At 71.4% G+C, this 21424-nt stretch carries 17 protein-coding genes and 1 pseudogene; 15 read left to right on the top strand and 3 right to left on the bottom strand.

Annotated elements, in window-relative coordinates; translation table 11 throughout:
* Window positions 1–222: 222 nt before the first annotated feature.
* On the bottom strand, window positions 223–1212 hold the full coding sequence (locus ACQUSR_RS14735; protein WP_431043019.1) for an ATP-binding protein: 990 nt from the start codon (window positions 1210–1212) through the stop codon (window positions 223–225).
* Window positions 1213–1313: 101 nt separating this feature from the next.
* On the opposite strand from ACQUSR_RS14735, the gene ACQUSR_RS14730 reads away from it, so the two are divergent.
* Window positions 1314–2138, top strand: a complete 825-nt coding sequence (locus ACQUSR_RS14730) for an oxidoreductase (protein ID WP_431043018.1) — start codon at window positions 1314–1316, stop codon at window positions 2136–2138.
* A gap of 381 nt (window positions 2139–2519) precedes the next feature.
* Here the strand turns inward: ACQUSR_RS14730 and ACQUSR_RS14725 are convergent, their stop codons facing one another.
* On the bottom strand, window positions 2520–3356 hold the full coding sequence (locus ACQUSR_RS14725; protein ID WP_431043017.1) for an HAD family hydrolase: 837 nt from the start codon (window positions 3354–3356) through the stop codon (window positions 2520–2522).
* Window positions 3357–3810: 454 nt separating this feature from the next.
* On the opposite strand from ACQUSR_RS14725, the gene ssd reads away from it, so the two are divergent.
* From ssd to ACQUSR_RS14690, 7 genes and pseudogenes are all read left to right on the top strand, one after another.
* On the top strand, window positions 3811–4920 hold the full coding sequence (gene ssd, locus ACQUSR_RS14720) for a septum site-determining protein Ssd (protein ID WP_431043016.1): 1110 nt from the start codon (window positions 3811–3813) through the stop codon (window positions 4918–4920).
* 5 nt (window positions 4921–4925) lie between these two features.
* A complete protein-coding gene (locus ACQUSR_RS14715; RefSeq protein WP_431043015.1) occupies window positions 4926–6101 on the top strand; it encodes a TadA family conjugal transfer-associated ATPase in 1176 nt (391 codons plus the stop codon).
* Window positions 6098–7027, top strand: coding sequence for a type II secretion system F family protein (locus tag ACQUSR_RS14710; protein ID WP_431043014.1), 930 nt, complete (start codon window positions 6098–6100; stop codon window positions 7025–7027). The genes ACQUSR_RS14715 and ACQUSR_RS14710 overlap by 4 nt, the downstream gene beginning before the upstream one ends.
* On the top strand, window positions 7024–7827 hold the full coding sequence (locus tag ACQUSR_RS14705; protein WP_431043013.1) for a type II secretion system F family protein: 804 nt from the start codon (window positions 7024–7026) through the stop codon (window positions 7825–7827). The genes ACQUSR_RS14710 and ACQUSR_RS14705 overlap by 4 nt, the downstream gene beginning before the upstream one ends.
* Before the next feature lie 160 nt (window positions 7828–7987).
* Complete coding sequence (locus tag ACQUSR_RS14700) at window positions 7988–8197, top strand: DUF4244 domain-containing protein (RefSeq protein ID WP_431047594.1); 210 nt, start codon at window positions 7988–7990, stop codon at window positions 8195–8197.
* Complete coding sequence (locus ACQUSR_RS14695) at window positions 8184–8570, top strand: TadE family type IV pilus minor pilin (protein WP_431043012.1); 387 nt, start codon at window positions 8184–8186, stop codon at window positions 8568–8570. The genes ACQUSR_RS14700 and ACQUSR_RS14695 overlap by 14 nt, the downstream gene beginning before the upstream one ends.
* Window positions 8567–8881, top strand: a pseudogene (locus ACQUSR_RS14690) (Rv3654c family TadE-like protein); the annotation flags it as partial. The gene ACQUSR_RS14695 and the pseudogene ACQUSR_RS14690, both read left to right, overlap by 4 nt.
* Before the next feature lie 135 nt (window positions 8882–9016).
* On the opposite strand, the gene ACQUSR_RS14685 reads toward ACQUSR_RS14690, so the two are convergent.
* Complete coding sequence (locus tag ACQUSR_RS14685; RefSeq protein ID WP_431043011.1) at window positions 9017–11470, bottom strand: DEAD/DEAH box helicase; 2454 nt, start codon at window positions 11468–11470, stop codon at window positions 9017–9019.
* A 54-nt stretch (window positions 11471–11524) separates the two neighbouring features.
* Here ACQUSR_RS14685 and bldG point away from each other — a divergent pair, with 54 nt between their 5' ends.
* The 7 genes from bldG (at window position 11525) to topA (ending at window position 21377) form a co-directional block, all read left to right on the top strand.
* On the top strand, window positions 11525–11866 hold the full coding sequence (gene bldG / locus ACQUSR_RS14680; RefSeq protein WP_055472740.1) for an anti-sigma factor antagonist BldG: 342 nt from the start codon (window positions 11525–11527) through the stop codon (window positions 11864–11866).
* Window positions 11867–11954: 88 nt separating this feature from the next.
* Window positions 11955–12407 carry an ATP-binding protein gene (locus ACQUSR_RS14675; protein ID WP_431043010.1) on the top strand — a complete coding sequence of 151 codons (453 nt, stop codon included), beginning with the start codon at window positions 11955–11957 and terminating at the stop codon, window positions 12405–12407.
* Between the two features lie 711 nt (window positions 12408–13118).
* On the top strand, window positions 13119–15515 hold the full coding sequence (locus ACQUSR_RS14670; protein WP_431043009.1) for a sodium-translocating pyrophosphatase: 2397 nt from the start codon (window positions 13119–13121) through the stop codon (window positions 15513–15515).
* A 203-nt stretch (window positions 15516–15718) separates the two neighbouring features.
* The gene (locus tag ACQUSR_RS14665) at window positions 15719–16288 is read left to right on the top strand and encodes a small secreted protein (RefSeq protein WP_431043008.1); all 570 of its coding nucleotides are present in this window, start codon (window positions 15719–15721) and stop codon (window positions 16286–16288) included.
* 96 nt (window positions 16289–16384) lie between these two features.
* On the top strand, window positions 16385–17953 hold the full coding sequence (locus ACQUSR_RS14660) for a DUF7059 domain-containing protein (protein WP_431047592.1): 1569 nt from the start codon (window positions 16385–16387) through the stop codon (window positions 17951–17953).
* A 117-nt stretch (window positions 17954–18070) separates the two neighbouring features.
* Window positions 18071–18268, top strand: coding sequence for a hypothetical protein (locus ACQUSR_RS14655; protein WP_431043007.1), 198 nt, complete (start codon window positions 18071–18073; stop codon window positions 18266–18268).
* Window positions 18269–18533: 265 nt separating this feature from the next.
* The gene (topA, locus tag ACQUSR_RS14650) at window positions 18534–21377 is read left to right on the top strand and encodes a type I DNA topoisomerase (RefSeq protein ID WP_431043006.1); all 2844 of its coding nucleotides are present in this window, start codon (window positions 18534–18536) and stop codon (window positions 21375–21377) included.
* Window positions 21378–21424: the final 47 nt, after the last annotated feature.

Genomic DNA, 21424 nt, shown 5'->3' with positions numbered 1-21424 from the left:
GACTCGCAGGTCGGCGCGCACGGGCGCAAGGAGAGGGGGCCGGTACCCGCAGACGGGTGTGAGGGCCTGGTGCCGGCGAGGATGGTCAGAAGCTGCTGCCCCGCGGCCGGGTCGTTCGGGAAGCAGGCTGAGAGGGCTGGACGCCGGAGAGCGTCCGGCGCGGGGCTGGGCGGCCCGCCTTGCTGATCAGCCGCCCAGCGCCCTTGCGGCCATCGGGTCCGGTCAGGCCGGCTGGGGGGTGGCCATGGCCTGTTCGTCGAGGACGAAGGCGGGGTCGACCTGAGCGGCCAGGTCGACGCCTGTCCGCTCGTTGCCCCAACTCGCCGCGTTCTTCAGGTGGAAGTGCACCATCTGGCGGCTGTAGCGCCGCCAGTCCCGCTGCGCGTACGACGCGTCCACCGTCTCGTGCAGGGTCCGCAGAGCGTGCCGGTTGGTCTCCTCCAGCTGGCCGAAGGGGCGTGGGCGGCCCTTTTCCATGGCGCGTACCCAGTCGGAATGGCCGACCGTGACGAGGAGGTCCTCGCTCACCTCCTCGCGCAGGAAGTCGAGATCGTCCGGGCCCTGCACCTTGTTGCCGACGACGCGCAGCGCGACGCCGAAGTCCCGCGCGTATTCCTTGTACTGGCGGTACACGGCGATGCCTTTACGGGTGGGTTCGGCGACCAGGAAGGTCATGTCGAACCGGGTGAACATGCCGGACGCGAACGAGTCACTGCCCGCCGTCATGTCGACGACCATGAACTCGCCGCGGCCGTCCACCAGATGGTTGAGGCAGAGCTCCACCGCGCCGACCTTGGAGTGGTAGCAGGCCACGCCCAGGTCGGATTCGGTGAAGGGACCCGTGGCCATCAGCCGGACCTCCCCGTCGTCCAGGCGCACGGTCCGCGCGCACGCCTCGTACACCGGGTTGTCCTCGGCGATCCGCAGCAGCCGCGATCCGACACCCGGCGGCGTGGTCTTGATCATCGTGTCGGCGGAGGCGATGCGGGGGTTCGAACCCCGCAAGTAGTCCTTGATCAGTGGAAGATGGGCGCCCATCGCAGGCAGTGCGGCGGCTTCCACCTCGTCGAGTCCGAGAGCCGCGCCGAGGTGCTGGTTGATGTCCGCGTCGACGGCGATGACCGGGGCGCGGGTGGCGGCGAGGTGGCGGATGAAAAGAGAGGACAGCGTCGTCTTGCCGCTGCCGCCCTTGCCTACGAAAGCGATCTTCATATTCAGGAAGACTAGTGGGAATGGGGTGGCGCAGGGCGGGGACGCGTGAAGAAGACCACTCCAAAGGAGGGTGGGCCGCCTAGGTGCGTAGGGTCATACCCATGAGTAGTACGACAGCTGATCCGCTCGCCGCTCTTGGCGCCCTGCCCGGCGTGCCCGATGCCGTGGACGCCGTGCGCATGGCGGTCGACCGGGTTTACGGTCACCGGGTCATGCGCCGCCGCAGCAACGAGGTGACCTCCGAGGCCGCGCTGCGCGGCGCGCGCGGTTCGGCGGCCCTGGCGGGAGCTGACTGGGCGCTCGAAGAGGTGCGTCGCCGTACCGATTTCGGGGTCGAGGGCGAGCCGCGGATGGTGGGAGCCGCGCTGCGCCTGACCGCAGAGGCAGGGCAGCTGCTGAGCGTGTGGCGGCAGTCGCCACTGCGGGTGCTGGCCCGATTGCACCTGGTGGCGGCTGGCGGCGCCGAACCGGACGACACCGTCGGCCGGCCGCGGCTGGCGGGGGAGCCGGTCGACGAGCCGCTGATCGCGCTGCCGCTGCCGGGCGCGGACGAGGTGGCGGGGCGCCTGGACGGTCTCGCGCGGCTGCTGCTGGCGGGTACGTCGGCGCCGGCGCTGGTCAAGGCGGCCGTGGTCCACGGTGAGCTGCTCGCGCTGCGTCCGTTCGGCTCGTGCAACGGGCTGGTCGCCCGGGCCGCGGAGCGCGTCGTGCTGGTCGACAGCGGTCTGGACCCCAAGTCGATCTGCCCGTCGGAGGTCGGTCACGCGGAGCTGGGCCGTGACGCCTACCTGGCCGCGCTCGATGGCTACGTCTCGGGTACCCCGGAGGGTGTCGCCGCTTGGATCGTGCATTGCGGGAGGGCGGTCGAGCTTGGCGTCCGGGAGAGCACGGCCGTGTGTGAGGCCCTCCAGCGCGGCGCCGCCTGATCAGGGAACTCGCGGTGAACCTGATCAGCGTGGGCAGGGGCCTTGGCCGGACGCGGACCGGCGGGGCGGCCTGAAGGGCGGTTCAACAGGTTGCGGCGGTACCCACCATCTCGGTACCGCCGCTGGCATGTCCGCCGGGTTACCAAGCGTCCTCGAATGTTCGCCCATCAGGTCGGGGACTTGGCCCGTTACCTGGTGCGGCTGGCCCGTAATCGACGGGTCGACGTCGCGTGGGTGCTCGGCTTTCATACTTCGGTCCGTGGGGCCTTGGTGCGTTCGGGGGATCCTCCCGGATTCCCCTGGTCTCGCGGGCCGTCAACTCCTTTCTACCTCAGTCATGGGTGAATCGGAAGTGTTCACCGTGGATGACTGCATTCAGCATCAAATCTGGGCATACGGCGTGCGTCGTCGGTGGGCGTACCAGACGAGCCCCGCAGCCGCGGCGGCTGCGGCCACGGTGGCGCCGACGACCAGCACGGGGCGCGGCGGCATCGACAGCGACGGCAGGCGCTGCTTGAGCCGGACCGGCCGACTGAACGAGAGGATGGGCCAGCCCCGAGCGGCGGCCTCTCGGCGCAGCGCCCGGTCGGGGTTCACCGCGTGCGGGTGGCCGACCGCCTCCAGCATGGGCAGATCTGTGGCGGAGTCGCTGTAGGCGTAGCAGCGATCCAGGTCGTACCCCTCCGACTCGGCCAGCTCGGCGATGGCTTCCGCCTTGGTCGGGCCGTACGCGTAGTACTCCACCTCGCCGGTGAAGACGCCGTCCTCGACCACCATGCGGGTGGCGACCACACGGTCCGCGCCGAGCAGCTCGCCGATCGGCTCCACGACCTCGGCGCCCGAGGTGCTGACGATCACGACGTCACGGCCGGCGGCGTGGTGCTCCTCGATGAGCGAGGCCGCCTCGTCGTAGATGATCGGGTCGATGAGGTCGTGCAGGGTCTCGGCGACGATCTCGCGGACCTGCTGGACGTTCCAGCCGCGGCAGAGTGCCGAGAGATACTCCCGCATCCGTTCCATCTGGTCGTGGTCTGCGCCCCCCGCGAGGAAGACGAACTGGGTGTACGCGGTCCGCAGCGCGGCCCTGCGGTTGATCAGCCCGCCTTGGTAGAAGGACTTGCTGAAGGTGAGAGTGCTCGACTTCGCAATGACCGTCTTGTCCAGGTCAAAGAACGCGGCTGTCCGAGGCAAGGAGTGGTTTTCCACGATGCCGAGCATAGGGGCCCACCATTCGGCGTAAGCTGGGGCGCGTGGGTTTGCCTGAGAAGGCTCTCGGGTACACCATGGAAGTCACGGATCGTTCGCGACCGTGCTAACCCGGTCCGACTCCTCCCCCCCCGAGTCGGCCGTGGGGACGACCCCCGCTCTCCCCCCCGGCGGGGGTCGTCGCATGTCCGGACGCGTTTTCACTCTTCTCATGCGCTCTCGCTCCCTTCATGAGGCCCCGGCGGGCCCGCGCAGACAAGATCGTGCTATGTGACTGCGGGTAATCGCCAGAGTGCTCTCCGGAAGTCACCGGTATAGGTGATTGGGATATTCACAACTGATGAGTTGTCCACAGTTTTGAACCAAGATCAGCAAGATTTCCCGGATCACCGCATCGTGATTCTCATCAATGTCGGCGCGCGATGTTCGCAGACGTGAAAGCGCGTCACGAGATGGGGGAGGGACCGTGCCGGGATCCATGACGCCCGAACGGCTGTCGGCCGCCGAGGGGCACCAGCCCAGGCCGCTGATCGTCACGGAGGACGAGGAACTTCTCGACGACCTGTTGCGGCTGTGCGCGGCCGCCGGCGCCGAAGCCGAGGTCGCCCATGGCGCGCCCACACGCGGGGGCAGTTGGGAGGGCGCGCCGCTGATCCTCGTCGGCGACGATTCCGTACACCGGCTGCGCGGGCGCGCCCGTAGAACAGGGGTGCTGCTCATCGGCAGGGACCTCGACGACCACAGCATCTGGCAGCGGGCCGTGGAGGTCGGCGCGGACCATGTGCTCTTCCTGCCCGATGCCGAGACCTGGTTGGTGGACCGGATCGCCGACGTGGCCGAGGGCGCCGGTCCCCAGGCGGTCACCATCGGCGTCATCGGCGGCCGTGGCGGCGCGGGTGCCAGCACCCTCGCCTGTGCTCTGGCGGTGACCGCCGCCCGAACCGGTCGGCGCACCATGCTCATCGACGGTGATCCGCTCGGCGGCGGCCTCGACGTGCTACTCGGCGGCGAGCGAGCACAGGGGCTGCGATGGCCCGCGTTCGCGGAGTCGCGCGGCCGCGTGGCCGGGAGCGCCCTGGAGGAAGCACTGCCCGAGCTGCACTCACTGCGGCTCCTCAGCTGGGACCGCGGCGACTCCGTGATCATCGCGCCGGACGCCATGCGATCGGTCCTGGCGGCGGCCCGGCGCCGGGGCGGTGTCGTGGTGGTGGACCTGCCGCGGCGGGTCGACGAGTCGGTCGCCGAAGCGCTCGCGCAGGTGGATCTCGGACTTCTGGTCGTTCCCGCCGAAGTGCGCGCCGTCGCGGCCGCACACCGGGTGGCATCGACCGTGGGCATGGTGTTGCACGACCTGCGGGCGGTGGTGCGCGGCCCCTTCAGCCCGGGCCTGGACGACGAGGAGGTGGCGCGCCTCCTCCGGCTGCCCTTGGCCGGAGAACTGCCCCAGGAGCCCGGGCTCGCGGCCTCCTTGGACGACGGCAGTCCCCCGGGCGGCAGCACCCGCGGCCCACTGGCCCGTTTCTGCACCGAATTCTGGGCCCGTGCCCTGCCCAGCGAAGGGGGTGGCGTGGCGTGAGCCCCATGAGTTCTCCCACCCCCGCGACGCCCACCCTGCTGGACGCGGTGCGAAGGCGGCTGGCCGCGAGCGGTGCCGAGCCGACCCCCGCCCGGGTGGCGGCGGCGTTACGGGAAGAAGGACGTCTGCTCGGTGACACGGAAGTCCTCGGCGTTGTCACATCTTTGCGATCCGAACTGGTCGGCACCGGAGCGCTGGAGCCGCTTCTCGCCGCACCCGACGTCACCGACGTCCTGGTCACCGCTCCCGACCAGGTGTGGGTGGACCGCGGCCGCGGCCTGGAGCGGACAGAGATCCGCTTCACCGACGCGGCGGCCGTCCGCAGGCTGGCTCAGCGGCTCGCAGCGGTGGCCGGACGGCGGCTGGACGACGCGCGGCCATGGGTGGATGCCCGGCTGCCGGATGGGACACGGCTGCACGCGGTGCTGCCGCCCGTCGCCGTCGGCTCGACGTGTCTGTCGCTGCGCGTCGTACGGCCACGCGCCTTCACCCTCGACGAACTCGTCGCGGCCGGGACCGTGCCGCCCGGCGGCGAACAGTTGCTCACCGACGTACTCGACGCCCGCCTGTCGTACCTCATCAGCGGCGGGACCGGATCAGGCAAGACCACCCTCCTGAGCACCCTGCTCGGGCTGGTGGGGGAGGACGAACGGATCGTCCTCGCAGAAGACTCGGCCGAGCTCAGGCCGGACCACCCGCATGTCGTCCGGCTGGAGACACGCCCTGCCAACCAGGAGGGCCAAGGCCTGGTGACGCTGCGGGACCTGGTCCGGCAGGCGCTGCGGATGCGTCCGGACCGGCTCGTCGTCGGAGAGGTCCGCGGGGCCGAGGTCACCGATCTGCTCGCCGCGCTCAACACCGGCCATGAAGGGGGCTGCGGCACGGTGCACGCCAATGCGGCGGCCGATGTGCCAGCCCGTCTGGAGGCGCTCGGCTGCACGGCCGGACTCGACCGGGCCGCACTGCACAGCCAGCTCGCGGCCGCGCTCTCGGTGGTTATCCACCTCGTGCGGGACCGCGGCGGGCGGCGCCGGATCGCCGAGCTGCACGTACTGGAACGCGATCCGGCGGGTTTCGTGACGACGGTCCCAGCCGCCGTCTGGGGCCCTGACGGCTTTGAGAAGGCGTCCGGGTGGCAGCGGCTCCAGCACCTGTGCGTACGGGGCGGAGGAACGGCATGACGGGCCTGGGAACTGCACCGGGCACGCTGCCGCTGTACGCCGCGCTGCTGTGCGCGGCAGCCGCCGCGGCCGCCTGGCTGCTCACAGGACAGGACCAGGAGCTGCGCAGGACCAGGCTTCTGGTCGCCGGCACGGGCGCGGCCGTCCCCGGATCCGCCCGGCCGCCATGGCGCAAGGCAGATGCCGCAGTGGCGTTCTGGGACCGCTGGCGGGTCCGGTACGGCCGGCGGCTGGGCCGTGAGCTGCTGTGTCTGCCGCTCGGCTGCCTCTTGGCCGTGGTCAGCTCCTCGGCGATCCCGCTGGTCGCCGCGGCCGTCGCCGTGCCCCTGGTCGGGCGTCGGCTGCGGGCGCGGGCCCTTCGCCTGGAGCGGGAGCGGCGAGCCGAGGGCGTGATCGAGCTGTGCGGCGTGGTCGCGGGCGAGCTGCGCGCCGGACGGCATCCGGGTGCGGCACTGCTGGCCGCCCCCGCGCACGGCCTCGGCGAGCGCTGGTCGCTGGTGGCCGCCGCAGCGCGCTTCGGGGACGACGTACCGGACGCACTGCGCCTGGCGGCCCGCACACCCGGCTGCGAGGGGTTGACCGGCGTCGCGGCGTGCTGGCAGGTGGCGGTCGATGGCGGCGCCGGCCTGGCGGCCGGACTCGACCGGGTGGGAGCGGCGCTGCGTGCCGAGCGCGATCAGCGGGAGCGGCTGCGTGCCCAGTTGGCCGCGCAGCGCGCGGCCGGAGTCGTCCTCTCCGCGCTGCCGGTGTTCGTGCTCCTGCTCGGCACCGTGCTCGGCGCCGATCCGCTGCGGGTTCTGCTGCACACCCCGGTCGGCCTGGGATGCCTGGTGCTGGGCGGACTGCTCCAGTGGGCGGGCCTCGCCTGGACCGCGCGGGTGGTGAGGGGAGCGGCACCGCCCGATGAGGCGAAGGGGCAGGGATGAGCGGCGAGCTTGTCCACAGGCTGGGGGCGGCGTCGGCCGTCGCGACGGCGGTGGCCTGTCTGGCGGCGGTGATCCATCAGGGTCGGCACCGGCACGTGGCGCGGCGCCGGGTGATGGCGATCTTGGGCCCGGACCCTGGCCGGGCGAGGGTTCCGCACGGCCGGTGGCGCCTCCCCGACCGGCTCGGCGCACTGCGCAGTTGGCTGCCGGCGGCCGCTGCCGTGCTCACCGTGATCATCCTCCTCGAAGGGCTCCGTGGGTGCGTGGCCGGACTTGTCGCGGCGTACGGGGTCAGGCGGTGGCAGCGGTGGCGACGGACCCGTACGGACATCAAGCCCGGGACGGAACAGCCCGTGGCGCCGGAACTGCCACTGGCAGCCGATCTGCTGGCCGCGTGCCTGGCGGCCGGGGCGAGCCCGCGGGAGGCCGCCGAGGCTGTGGGGAAGTCGCTGAACGGCGAGGTCGGCCGACAGTTGAGCCGGACGGCCACCGAACTGCGGCTCGGGGGAGCCCCCGCCGAAGCCTGGGGGCGTGTGGGTGCCCTGGCCGGCGCGGACCGGCTCGCGAAGCATCTGGAGCGCGCGGGTACCACCGGTGCTCCCGCGGTGGACGAGGTCTCCCGGCTCGCGGCCGACTGCCGCGCCGCACAGGAGCGGGCCGCCGCCGCACGGGCCGGGCATGCCCAGGTGCTCTCGACCGCCCCACTGGGCCTGTGTTTTCTGCCCGCCTTCCTGCTCTTGGGGGTGGTGCCGATGGTCGTCGGCCTCGGCAGCGGGCTGGCGGCCACCGGCGCGTGGTGATGCGAAGGAGGGATGGCGTGATGCCGACGGACGGAAGTGGCGGACGAATACGAGCGACGGCGAAAGACGGTGGGCGACGGCAAGCGCTGGACGGCAACAGCAGCTGCTGGATGGCAACGGCAGCAACGACAACGACATGACGATGCAAGGGGGGGACCTGATGGTCAAGCGATGGTGGGCGCGGCGGAGGGACGCCGTATGGGGGAGCCTGCGCGCGCGGGCCGAGGCGGGGATGTCGACCGCCGAATACGCGATGGGAACTGTAGCGGCATGCGCTTTCGCCGCCGTGCTTTACAAGGTGGTGACGAGCGACGGGGTCAGCGCTGCGTTGCGCTCGGTGATCGAGAGGGCGCTCGATGCGCAGTTCTGAGGTGCGCCGTGCGGACGGGGCGGCCGCCGACGAAGGGTCGGTCACCGCGGAGGCGGCGCTCGCCGCTCCCGTTCTGGTGCTCTTCGCCGTGGCGCTGATCTGGGGCCTCATGGCCGCGTCCGCGCAGATGCGATGCGTGGACGCGGCACGAGCCGGGGCCCGGGCGGCGGCACGGTCGGAGACGACGGCGGCGGCAGTGGCCGCCGCCCGGTCGGCGGCCCCGGAAGGGGCGAACATCCTGCTGCGGCGCGAGGGCGAGCTGGTGCGGGTCCGGGTGGAAGCGCACGCGGCTGGTCCGGGGCCACTGGCGGTCCGGCTGCATGGCGAGGCGGTCGCGCTCGCCGAGGACACGCTCGGGGAGGCGGGCGGGTGAGCCTCCGTGGGGATCGCGGCTCGGCGACGGTGTGGGCGGCGGTGGCGGCGACCGCACTGTGCGTGCTCTTCGCAGCGGTGTTCACGATGGGCCAGGTGATGGTCGCCCGCCACCGGGCGGGTGCTGCGGCGGACTTGGCGGCGCTCGCGGCGGCGGACCACGCGCTGGAGGGCCCCGCGGTGGCCTGCGGCCACGCCAGACGGGTGGCCTCGGCACAGGGGACAAGCGTCGTGCGGTGCGGGGTGCGTGGCGAGATCGCCGATGTCACGGCGCAGGCCCGAGCCGGACCCTTCGCCCCGCGAGTGCGCTCCAGAGCGGGACCGTCGGACACCCCTGGGGCCTTCGAGGACCCAGAGGCCCCTGCGGCGTCCGACGGCCCCGTAGCGCGTACCGGCCTTTCGGGCGCAGCGTCCCATGCCGGTCCGGTCCGTCGGCTGTCCCGGCCGCTACTCCGGTGCCGGGACGGGCGCTCCGGCCAGGAGGGTCGACAGGAGGCGGATGGCGGCCCGCTTGTCGAGAGGGTCGTTGCCGTTGCCGCACTTGGGGGACTGGATGCACGACGGGCAGCCGGACTCGCACTCGCAGGACGCGATGGCCTCACGGGTGGCTGTGAGCCAGCGCGCGGCGGTGTGGAAGGCGCGCTCGGCGAAGCCCGCGCCGCCCGGGTGGCCGTCGTAGACGAAGACGGTGGGCAGCAGAGTGTCGGGGTGCAGCGGCACCGAGACACCGCCGATGTCCCACCGGTCGCACGTGGCGAAGAGCGGCAGCATGCCGATCGAGGCGTGCTCCGCGGCGTGCAGCGCACCGCCCAGAGCCTCGGGGGAGACCCGGGCCCGGTCGAGCTGGTCCTCGGTGACCGTCCACCACACGGCGCGAGTACGCAGCGTCCGGGGCGGCAGGTCGAGCTTGGACTCGCCCAGCACCTCACCGGTGATCAGCTTTCGGCGGAGGAACGACACGACCTGGTTGGTGACCTCGACGGAGCCGAAGCACAGCCGCGCCTCGCCCCACGGCACCTCGGTGCTGGTCTCCAGGATGGAGATCGCGGTGGTGTCCCGGGCCGTCGTGGAATACGGAGGATCGGCCGCAGTCACGAGCGCCACCGAGTCGTCGAGATCGAGCCGCCTGACCAGGTACGTGCGCCCCTGGTGCAGATGGACGGCCCCGTCGTGGACCGTGGTGTGCGCGGCGGAGGCGTCCACGGTCCCGAGGAGGCGGCCCGTCGCCTCCTCGACGACCTGCACGGGACGGCCGCCCGCGCCACGGATGTCGGTGAGGTCGGCCGCGCGCTCCCGGCGGGTCCAGTGCCAGGCGGTGGCACGCCGGCGCAGCAGCTTGCGCTGCTCCAGCTGGGGCATCAGCCCGGCGGCGGCCGGGCCGAACAGCTCGGCGAGTTCCGGTTCGGTCAGGGGCAGCTCGGCGGCGGCCGCGCACAGGTGGGGTGCGAGGACGTACGGATTGTCCGGGTCGAGCACGGTGGACTCCACCGGTTGCCGGAAGAGCGCGTCCGGATGGTGGACGAGATAGGTGTCCAGCGGATCGTCCCTGGCCACGAGGATCGCGAGCGCCCCCTCGCCGGTGCGGCCCGCCCGTCCGGCCTGCTGCCACAGGGACGCGCGGGTACCCGGGTAGCCGGTGATGACGACGGCGTCCAGACCGGCGATGTCCATGCCGAGTTCCAAGGCTGTGGTGGCGGCCAGCCCGAGCAGCTCACCCGAGTGCAGGGCACGCTCCAGGGCACGTCGCTCCTCGGGCAGATAGCCGCCCCGGTACGCCGCGACACGGGCGGGGAGCGATCGGTCCACTGCGGCCAGGTGCTCTTGGGCGATCAGGGCGATGAGCTCCGCGCCGCGCCGGGACCGGACGAAGACGACCGTACGCACGCCCTGCACGGCGAGGTCGGTCAGCAGGTCCGCCGACTCGGCGGTGGCGGTGCGGCGGACCGGCGCCCCCCGTTCGCCGTGGAGATCCGTCAGTGGCGGCTCCCAGAGGGCGAAGACCAGCTCCCCGCGCGGCGAGGCGTCCTCGGTGACCTCCACGACCGGCAGACCGGTCAGCCGGGTCGCGGCGTGGGCGGGCTCGGCGGCGGTGGCCGAGGCGAGGAGGAAGACGGGAGAGGAGCCGTACCGGGCGCAGACGCGGCGCAGCCTGCGCAGCACCTGCGCGACATGCGATCCGAAGACGCCCCGGTAGGTGTGGCACTCGTCGATCACGACATAGCGCAGGGCGCGCAGGAAGGAGGACCAACGGGCGTGACCCGGGAGGATCCCGAGATGCAGCATGTCCGGATTCGTCAGCACGTAGTTCGCGTAGCCGCGGATCCACTCGCGTTCTTCGACCGGCGTGTCGCCGTCGTAGACCGCCGCGCGCACCGCTGTGCCGAGCGGGTCGGCCAGCTCGGCCACGGTCCGCCGCTGGTCGGCGGCCAGGGCCTTGGTGGGGGAGAGGTACAGCGCGGTGGCGCCCCGCCCGTTCGGGGCCTCAGAACCGTCCAGCAGGGCGCTGAGGACCGGCGCCAGATAGGCGAGGGACTTGCCTGACGCGGTGCCGGTGGCGACCACCACGGATTCCCCGCGCAGCGCGTGACCGGCCGTACGCGCCTGGTGCACCCACGGGTGCTCGATCCCGGCGTCGCGGATCGCGTCGATCACTTCCGGCCGGATCCCATCGGGCCACTGGGCATGGCTGCCCGCGCGCGGGGGCAAGTGCTCCGTATGAGTGATGCGTGTAGCCCGGTCCGCCCCGCCGGCGAGCCGCCCGAGTACGGTCCGGGGTGAGCGGCGTATGCCCGCATGCCGCGGGAGTTGGTTGTGGGCCATCGACACCGAGTGTGTCACTGGTCTGACGGACAATGGGCTCAAGGCGTCGTGCACGCCTGCTGGTAAGTGATTGAATGCCATCGCGGCTGCCGATCCATGGGGGGCGACCGCTCGATGCAAGGTGCTGGAGGATCCGTGGACCTGTCCCTGTCGACCCGGACCGTTGGCGACCGCACGGTCGTCGAGGTCGGTGGCGAGATTGATGTATACACCGCGCCCAAGCTGCGCGAGCAGCTGGTCGAGCTTGTCAACGACGGTAGCTACCACCTGGTCGTCGACATGGAGGGCGTCGACTTCCTCGACTCCACCGGGCTCGGCGTGCTCGTCGGTGGGCTCAAGCGGGTGCGTGCCCATGAGGGCTCCCTGCGCCTGGTCTGCAACCAGGAGCGCATTCTCAAGATCTTCCGTATTACCGGTCTGACCAAGGTGTTCCCGATTCACACCTCGGTCGACGACGCCGTTGCGGCGACCGACTGATCGGTCTCCGCGGGAGGACCGCAGGGGGTCCCGGGTGAACCTGCCCGGCCCCCCTGAGACGCACGCCCGTACATCCGAGGGGGATGGCATGGCCACCGTCGAACTCCGCTTCAGTGCCCTGCCCGAGCACGTCAGGACAGCACGTCTGGTCGCGGCGGCCGTGGCGCGCCGCGCCGGGGTGGACGAGGCCGCACTCGACGAGGTCCGGCTCGCGGTCGGTGAGGCGTGCACACGGGCGGTCGGGCTGCACCGGAGCAGTGGAGTGTCCGCCCCGGTGCGCGTCGTGCTGACCGAGGAGGAGAAGAAGTTCTCCATCGAGGTCGGTGATGAGGCGCCCCGCAGTACCGGCGCCGGGTCGGCTGCCTCCGGCGGCCATGGCGCGACCACCGGCGGCCCCGACGAGGCCGCCGCCGAGAGCGACGACGAGATGGGGCTGGCCGTCATCAGCGGGCTGGTCGACGACGTCGAGGTGTCGACGAGCGAGGCCGGCGGCGTCATCCGCATGAGCTGGCCCACGACGCCCGCCCCTGCTCTGTCGTAGCGAGCCGCTTTCCACCGACGTAAGCGTCACCCGATTGGCCTACGGGGCCAGCGGCCGCCGCTCTGGCGCCGCTCTGTGGCGTGGCCACTCTCTGGCGCGCCCCGCTGACGCGACCCCTCCGGCGCGCCCGCTGACCCGGCTCCGCCTCCGGCGCCCCCGCTGACGTGCCCGTCCTCCGACGCGCCCCGCCGACGTGGCCCCCTCCGAGGCCCCCCTGGCGTAGCCACCCCTCTGGCGTGCTCCGCTGATGCGGCCCGTCGCTCCGGCGCGGAGCTGTCGTGAGCTGCCGTGAGCCGTCGTATGGAGCGTTTCTGCGCCGTTGTCCGGCCGACCCCGCCACCCCTCATGTGGCCTGTCCCAGCTCTTCGGGCTGCCGCGCCCGTCCGGCGTGCCACACCTGCCGCGGTGCCCTCACCACCACCGCCCCGAACAGGTCCGTTCATCGGTTTCCGAGATCATTCGATGATCGCTTTATGGATCACTTCGTGATCGTCAGCGAAATACGCGCTTTCCCTCCTCCGGGGGAATTGTGGAGCCCAAACCTATTGATCTTCGCTGGTGCAGGCTAATTCCCTTTCCGGCACCCTGTTTTGATCAGGTGAGGCTCCCTACAATCCGTCCACATCTTGAGCTCAGGACGCCTGAGCGTGGCGGCTGTTCTGCGGTCGCAGAACTGCTGCGCGCCCATGTGCCAAACGTCAAGGAGGACGAATGGCGGGGCCTCTCACCCCTCATCAGCTGGACCTACCCCACACCCTGGCCGCCGCGGAGCTGACCGCCGACAACCGTGTGATCGTGCTGGTGATCGCGGCCGTCGCGGTGGCGGCGCTCGCCGTCGCCGTGGTGCTCGTACGACAAGTGCTCGCGGCGGGCGAGGGCACGGACAACATGAAGAAGATCGCCGCGGCGGTGCAGGAGGGCGCCAACGCCTATCTGGCACGGCAGTTGCGTACGCTCGGCGGTTTCGCCGTCATCGTGTTCTTCCTGCTCATGCTGCTGCCGGCCGACAACTGGTCGCAGCGCGCGGGCCGTTCCGCGTTCTTTTTGATCGGCGCGGGATTCTCGGCGGCCACCGGCTATATCGGGATGTGGCTCGCGGTACGCAGCAATGTGCGGGTGGCCGCGGCCGCGCGCGCGGCGACCCCGGCGGAAGGCGAGCCGGCACGGGATCTGACGGCCGTTTCGCACCATGCCATGAAGATCGCGTTCCGTACGGGTGGCGTGGTCGGCATGTTCACCGTGGGGCTGGGCCTGCTGGGCGCCTCCTGCGTGGTGCTCGTGTACGCCGCCGACGCCCCCAAGGTGCTGGAGGGCTTCGGCCTCGGCGCCGCCCTCATCGCGATGTTCATGCGGGTCGGCGGCGGCATCTTCACCAAGGCGGCCGACGTCGGCGCCGACCTCGTGGGCAAGGTCGAGCAGGGCATTCCGGAGGACGACCCGCGCAACGCCGCGACCATCGCGGACAACGTGGGCGACAACGTCGGCGACTGCGCGGGCATGGCGGCGGACCTCTTCGAGTCCTACGCCGTGACGCTGGTCGCCGCGCTGATCCTCGGCAAGGTGGCCTTCGGCGACTCCGGTCTCGCCTTCCCGCTGATCGTCCCGGCCATCGGCGTCGTCACCGCGATGATCGGGATCTTCGCGGTGGCGCCGCGCCGCACCGACCGCAGCGGGATGACCGCCATCAACCGCGGCTTCTTCATCTCCGCCGTCATCTCGCTGGCCCTGGTGGCGGGCGCGGTCTTCGCGTATCTCCCGTCCTCCTACGCCGACTTGGACGGGGTCACGGATCAGGACATCCTCACCCACGGGGGCGACCCGCGGGTGCTGGCGCTGATCGCGGTCGCCATCGGCATCGTGCTCGCCGCGCTGATCCAGCAGCTCACGGGCTACTTCACCGAGACCAACCGGCGGCCCGTCCGCGACATCGGCAAGACCTCGCTGACCGGCCCCGCCACCGTCATCCTCGCCGGCGTCTCCATCGGCCTGGAGTCCGCCGTCTACTCGGCGGTGCTGATCGGTCTGAGCGTCTACGGCGCGTTCCTGCTCGGCGGCAGCAGCATCATGCTCGCGCTGTTCGCGGTCGCGCTCGCCGGTACCGGCCTGCTCACCACCGTGGGCGTCATCGTCGCCATGGACACCTTCGGCCCGGTCTCCGACAACGCCCAGGGCATCGCCGAGATGTCCGGTGACGTGCAGGGCGCGGGCGCGCAGGTGCTCACCGACCTCGACGCCGTCGGCAACACCACCAAGGCCATCACCAAGGGCATCGCCATCGCCACGGCGGTGCTGGCCGCGGCCGCGCTCTTCGGCTCGTACCGCGACGCCATCGCCGAGGCGGTCGACGACGTGGGCGTCCAGGTCGCCGGGGAGCTGAACCTGAGCCTGGACATCTCCCAGCCGAACAACCTCGTCGGGCTCGTCCTCGGCGCCGCCGTCGTCTTCCTCTTCTCCGGGCTGGCGATCAACGCCGTGTCGCGGTCGGCGGGCGCGGTGGTCTACGAGGTCCGGCGGCAGTTCCGCGAGAAGCCCGGGATCATGGACTACACCGAGAAGCCGGAGTACGGGCGTGTCGTCGACATCTGCACCAAGGACGCGCTGCGCGAGCTGGCCACGCCCGGACTGCTCGCGGTCATGGCGCCGATCACGGTCGGCTTCGCGCTCGGCGTCGGCGCCCTCGGCTCGTTCCTGGCGGGCGCGATCGGCACCGGGACGCTGATGGCCGTCTTCCTCGCGAACTCCGGCGGCGCGTGGGACAACGCGAAGAAGCTGGTGGAGGACGGCCACCACGGCGGCAAGGGCAGCGAGGCCCACGCCGCGACGGTCATCGGCGACACGGTCGGCGACCCGTTCAAGGACACCGCGGGCCCGGCGATCAACCCGCTGCTGAAGGTGATGAACCTGGTGGCGCTCCTGATCGCGCCGGCCGTGGTGAAGTTCTCCTACGGCGACGACTCCAGCCCTGGGCTGCGGGCCGGCATCGCCATCATGGCCATCCTGGTCATCGTGGGCGCGGTCTACGTGTCCAAGCGGCGCGGAATCGCCGTGGGTGACGAAGTCAACGCCGAGCGGATCGCGAAGCAGGCCGACCCGGCGGTGGTGTCGTAGCCGAGAGGGCCCATCAGCCCCTCAACAGGCGGGCGGACAGTGCGGATTGACGCGCTGCCCGCCCGTCCGCATGACGAGTTCCCGGACACATCGGGCTTGGTGCAAATGGCTTCATTAGCTGCCGTACGGGACGCTCGCCCGGCGGCCTTCGTCCTTTGGGAGTGTATGTTCCGGGGCCGAGAGCCATGGAAGGGACCAATCCGGTGAACAAGAAGCTTGTGGCGGCACTGTCCGGCGGTGCGGCACTCGTACTGGCGCTGACCGGCTGCAGCGATGACGACGACGAAGGCAAGAAGAAGGCCGACGCCTGGGCCAAGCAGGTCTGTGACGACATGCAGCCGCAGCTGAAGAAGATCGTGGACGCCAACGTCTCGCTCGACAAGGCCAAGCACGAGCCGGACCAGAAGAAGTACCAGACGGTGGCCCTGGCGGCCTTCGGCCAGATCTCGCAGGGGTACAGCGGTCTCTCCAAGGCGGTCAAGGACGCCGGCGCGCCGCCGGTCGACGACGGCGCGAAGCTCGAGAAGGACACGATCGCCAAGCTCGACGCCGCCGCCAAGGGGTTCACGGAGCAGCGGACCGCGGTCCAGAAGCTCGACACCTCCGACAAGGGCAAGTTCGCCGAGGGCCTCAAGAAGGTCAGCGCCAACGTGGAAGTGGTCAACAAGTCGGGTGCCGACGCGCTGAAGGAGCTTCAGGTCGGTGATGTCGGCGAGGCGATGGCCAAGCAGCCGGGCTGCCAGAAGACGGTGACACCGACGCCGACCAAGTGACCGGTGCCGCGTTAAAGGGGTCATGCCGGGCGCGGCGGCGCGGGGGCTGCGCCGATTGTCAGTGCCAGCCCTGACAATGGGTCCGTGAGTACGCACCTGTCCAGCCGCCTGCCGACCGCCGACCCTGCCCGTACCGCCCGCCTCCGCGACGCGCTGCGCTCCGCCGACTTCACCGCCGAGGGCCTGCTCGACCTGCTCGGCGCGCCCGCCTACGCCGCCCTCGCGCGCGGCGAGACGGTCCCCGCCGAGCGAGCCACCCGCGGGGACGGCGCGCTGGAGACGCTGGTGCGGCTGTTCCTGCTTCAGCGCCCCGTGCCGTACGGGCGGGCCCGTGCCGTGCTGCCCGTCGATGACTGCCTCGCCGACGGCTGGCTGGTGCGGTCCGGAGCCGACGCGCCCGGCGCCGGTGCGGTACGGGCCGGTGACACCGACGACGCCGTGCGCGCGGTCGTGGACGTGCGGCCGTACGGCGGGCCGGAGGGCCAGGACTGGTGGATCGTCTCGGACCTGGGCTGCGCGGTCGGCGGCGCGGGTGGCATCGGTGGCCACGGCCCCACCGGAGTGGACCGTTCCCAACTGGTCCTGGGCGTCGGCGGGGCGTCCACCACGCTGGCCGGTCTGACGGTCCGTGTGCCGGTGGGCAGGGCACTCGACCTCGGCACGGGCTCCGGCATCCAGGCGCTGCACGCCGCCCAGCACGCCACGCACGTGACGGCGACGGACCTCAATCCGCGCGCCTTGCGGTTCGCGCGGCTGACGCTGGCGCTGTCCGGGGCGCCCGAGGCCGATCTGCGCGAGGGCTCCCTCTTCGAGCCGGTCGGCGACGAGACGTACGACCTCATCGTCTCCAACCCGCCCTTTGTGATCTCCCCTGGCGCCCGGCTCGTCTACCGCGACGGCGGGCTGAGCGGCGACGCGCTGTGCCGCACGCTGGTGCAGCAGTCCGCGGCCCACCTCAACGACGGCGGATGGTGCCAGCTGCTCGCCAACTGGCAGCACGTCGAGGGCGAGGACTGGCACGACCGGCTGCGGTCCTGGGTGCCGCGCGGCTGCGACGCGTGGATCGTGCAGCGCGAGGTGCAGGACATCACGCAGTACGCCGAACTGTGGCTGCGCGACGCGGGGGACCATCTCGGCGACCCCGCGCGGTATGCCGAGCGGTACGACGCGTGGCTGGCCGAGTTCGAGGCCCGCAAGACCAAGGCCGTGGGACTTGGCTGGATCACGCTGCGCAAGACGGGCGCCGATCGGCCGTCGATCACCGTGGAGGAATGGCCGCACCCGGTCGAGCAGCCGCTGGGGCCCGCCGTCGTCGCCCACTTCGAGCGCCAGGAGTATCTGCGGACGCACGACGACGCCGCGCTGCTCGCCGCGCGCTTCCGGCTGGCCGACGAGGTGGTGCAGGAACAGGTCGGCCTGCCGGGGGCGGAGGACCCCGAGCACGTGGTGCTCCGGCAGAACCGCGGCATGCGGCGGGCGACCAAGGTGGACACGGTCGGCGCGGGCTTCGCGGGCGTCTGTGACGGGACGCTCAGCGCGGGCCGCATCCTGGACGCGATCGCGCAGCTGCTCGGCGAGGACTCGGTGATGTTGCGCGACCGTACGCCGGAGTCGATCCGGCTCCTGGTCGAGCAGGGGTTCCTGCTTCCGGTGACCGACGAGTAGCGGGGTCTCCGCAGCTGTGGTCGGGCAATGTGGCCGGGAAGCGTCTGGACAGACCGGACGCGCGCTGTTCACCCGGGGTTCTCGTGGACGTCTTCCCCGGGTGGCATGCTCCCCCGCATGGAGAGCGGACCCGCGATCTTCGCCGGTACGGCGTTCACGCTGTTCGGCTTCAGCCTGCTGCTGTGGACGGCGGTGCGCGTCCGGCTGCGCCAGCCGGTGGCGGAAGGTGCGCATCCGGTTGTCGGGCCGTTTCTTTCTCTCCTCATCGGCACCGCGGCGCTGGGCGGCGGAATCTGGTACCTCGGATACGCCTGAGCGGCCCTCGCCACGGCGATGGCCCGGCCCGGATCACGGCGGTGTGTAAGCCGTGGATCACGGTGATGCGCCGACCCGGATCACGGCGGTGTGCCGGTCCGGGCGGCAGACAGGACGCTTGTCGGGTTACCGTTCGAGTGGCGTTGTGGGCTTTTTCCGTTTGACACGGGGGCGGGATGTACCGTCACACTCCGCAGCGTCACCGTAATGACACGGAGCCGTAGAGGTCCCGTTCACCGAGCGTCGACCGGAGAGAAGAGCGAAGTTGTCCCCGACCAGCGAGACCGCGCAGGGCGGTCGCCGACTCGTCATCGTCGAGTCGCCCGCCAAGGCGAAGACGATCAAGGGCTACCTGGGCCCTGGCTACGTCGTCGAGGCGAGCGTCGGGCACATCCGCGACCTGCCGAACGGTGCCGCCGAGGTGCCCGAGAAGTACACCGGCGAGGTGCGCCGCCTCGGCGTGGACGTCGAGCACGACTTCCAGCCCATCTACGTCGTCAACGCCGACAAGAAGAGCCAGGTCAAGAAGCTCAAGGAGCTGCTGGCCGACTCCGACGAACTCTTCCTCGCCACCGATGAGGACCGCGAGGGCGAGGCCATCGCCTGGCACCTCCAGCAGGTGCTCAAGCCCAAGGTCCCGGTCCGCCGGATGGTCTTCCACGAGATCACCAAGGACGCGATCCGCGAGGCCGTCGCCAACCCCCGCGAGCTGAACCAGCGCCTGGTCGACGCCCAGGAGACCCGCCGGATCCTCGACCGCCTCTACGGCTACGAGGTCTCGCCGGTGCTGTGGAAGAAGGTCATGCCGCGGCTGTCGGCGGGCCGCGTCCAGTCCGTGGCCACCCGGCTCGTCGTCGAGCGCGAGCGCGAGCGCATCGCCTTCCGCTCCGCCGAGTACTGGGACCTGACCGGCACCTTCGCGACCGGCCGCGCGGGCGACAGCAGCGATCCCGGCACCTTCGGCGCCCGGCTGACCACCGTGGACGGCCGCCGTGTCGCCCAGGGCCGTGACTTCGGCCCGAACGGGCAGCTCAAGACCGATGTGCTGCACCTGGACGAGGCCGCCGCCCGGGCGCTGGCCGCCGCGCTCGCCGACTCGGCCTTCGCCGTCCGCTCGGTGGAGTCCAAGCCGTACCGCCGCTCGCCGTACGCCCCGTTCCGCACGACCACCCTCCAGCAGGAGGCGAGCCGCAAGCTGGGCTTCGGCGCGAAGGCGACCATGCAGGTGGCGCAGAAGCTGTACGAGAACGGCTTCATCACCTACATGCGTACGGACTCCACGACCCTGTCGGAGACCGCCGTCTCCGCCGCCCGGGCGCAGGTCACGCAGCTGTACGGGGCCGACTACCTGCCGGAGAAGCCGCGCACGTACGCCGGGAAGGTCAAGAACGCGCAGGAGGCGCACGAGGCGATCCGGCCCTCCGGCGACCGCTTCCGCACCCCGGCCGAGACGGGTCTGACCGGCGACCAGTTCCGGCTCTACGAGCTCATCTGGAAGCGGACCGTCGCCTCCCAGATGAAGGACGCCGTCGGCAACTCCGTCACCGTCAAGATCGGCGGCCGGGCCTCCGACGGTCGGGACGCCGAGTTCTCCGCCTCCGGCAAGACGATCACCTTCCACGGCTTCATGAAGGCGTACGTCGAGGGCGCCGACGACCCGAACGCCGAGCTGGACGACCGCGAGCGGCGGCTGCCGCAGGTCGCCGGGGGCGACGGGCTCACGGCGCGGGAGATCACCGCCGACGGCCACGCCACCAAGCCCCCGGCCCGCTACACCGAGGCATCGCTGGTCAAGGAGCTGGAAGAGCGCGAGATCGGCCGTCCGTCGACCTACGCCTCGATCATCGGCACGATCCTCGACCGCGGCTACGTCTTCAAGAAGGGCACCGCACTGGTCCCGTCCTTCCTGAGCTTCGCCGTCGTCAACCTGCTGGAGAAGCACTTCGGCCGGCTGGTCGACTACGACTTCACCGCGAAGATGGAGGACGACCTCGACCGCATCGCGCGCGGCGAGGCCCAGGCCGTGCCGTGGCTGAAGCGTTTCTACTTCGGCGAGGGCGCCGGAGAAGGCGGCGCCGCCGAGGCCGGGAACGGCGACGGCGACCACCTCGGCGGCCTCAAGGAGCTGGTCACCGACCTGGGCGCGATCGACGCCCGCGAGGTCTCCTCCTTCCCCGTCGGGAGCGGCATCGTGCTGCGCGTCGGCCGCTACGGCCCGTACATCGAGCGCGGCGAGAAGGACACGGAGGGCCACCAGCGCGCCGACATCCCCGGCGATCTGGCGCCGGACGAGCTGACGGTGGAGCACGCCGAGGAACTGCTGGCCAGGCCGAGCGGCGACTTCGAGCTCGGTACGGATCCGGAGTCCGGCCACGAGATCATCGCCAAGGACGGCCGATACGGGCCGTACGTCACCGAGGTACTGCCCGAGGGCACGCCGAAGACCGGCAAGAACGCCGTCAAGCCGCGGACCGCCTCGCTGTTCAAGTCCATGTCCCTGGAGACCGTGACGCTGCAGGACGCGCTCAAGCTGATGTCGCTGCCGCGGGTGGTGGGCACGGACGCGGAGGGCGTGGAGATCACCGCGCAGAACGGCCGCTACGGCCCGTATCTGAAGAAGGGCACCGACTCGCGCTCGCTGGAGAGCGAGGAGCAGCTCTTCACGATCACGCTGGAGGAGGCGCTCGCGATCTACGCGCAGCCCAAGCAGCGTGGTCGGGCCGCGGCCAAGCCGCCGCTGAAGGAGCTGGGCACCGACCCGGTCAGCGAGCGTCCGGTCGTGGTCAAGGACGGCAGGTTCGGCCCGTACGTCACGGACGGCGAGACGAACGCGACGCTGCGGACCGGCGACAGCGTCGAGACGATCACGCCTGAGCGCGGCTACGAGCTGCTGGCGGAGAAGCGCGCCAAGGGCCCGGCGAAGAAGACCGCCAAGAAGACGGCGGCGAAGAAGACGGTCGCGAAGAAGGCCCCGGCGAAGAAGACGGCGGCGAAGAAGACCGCCGCGAAGACGACGACGGCCAAGAAGACGACGGCGAAGAAGGCCGCGGCCAAGACCGCGTCGGCCAAGCCGGCCGCGGCGGAGCCGGCACCGGTCAACGGGGAGTAGCTCCTCGCTCGCCGCCGCGGCCGGCACTGTCCGGCCGCGGCGGCGCG

Origin of the sequence: Streptomyces sp. P1-3 (genome assembly GCF_050613155.1) — a bacterium.
Lineage (GTDB): Bacteria > Actinomycetota > Actinomycetes > Streptomycetales > Streptomycetaceae > Streptomyces.
Note: the sequence above shows the minus strand (reverse complement) of the source record. Positions and strands in the feature narration are given on the sequence as shown.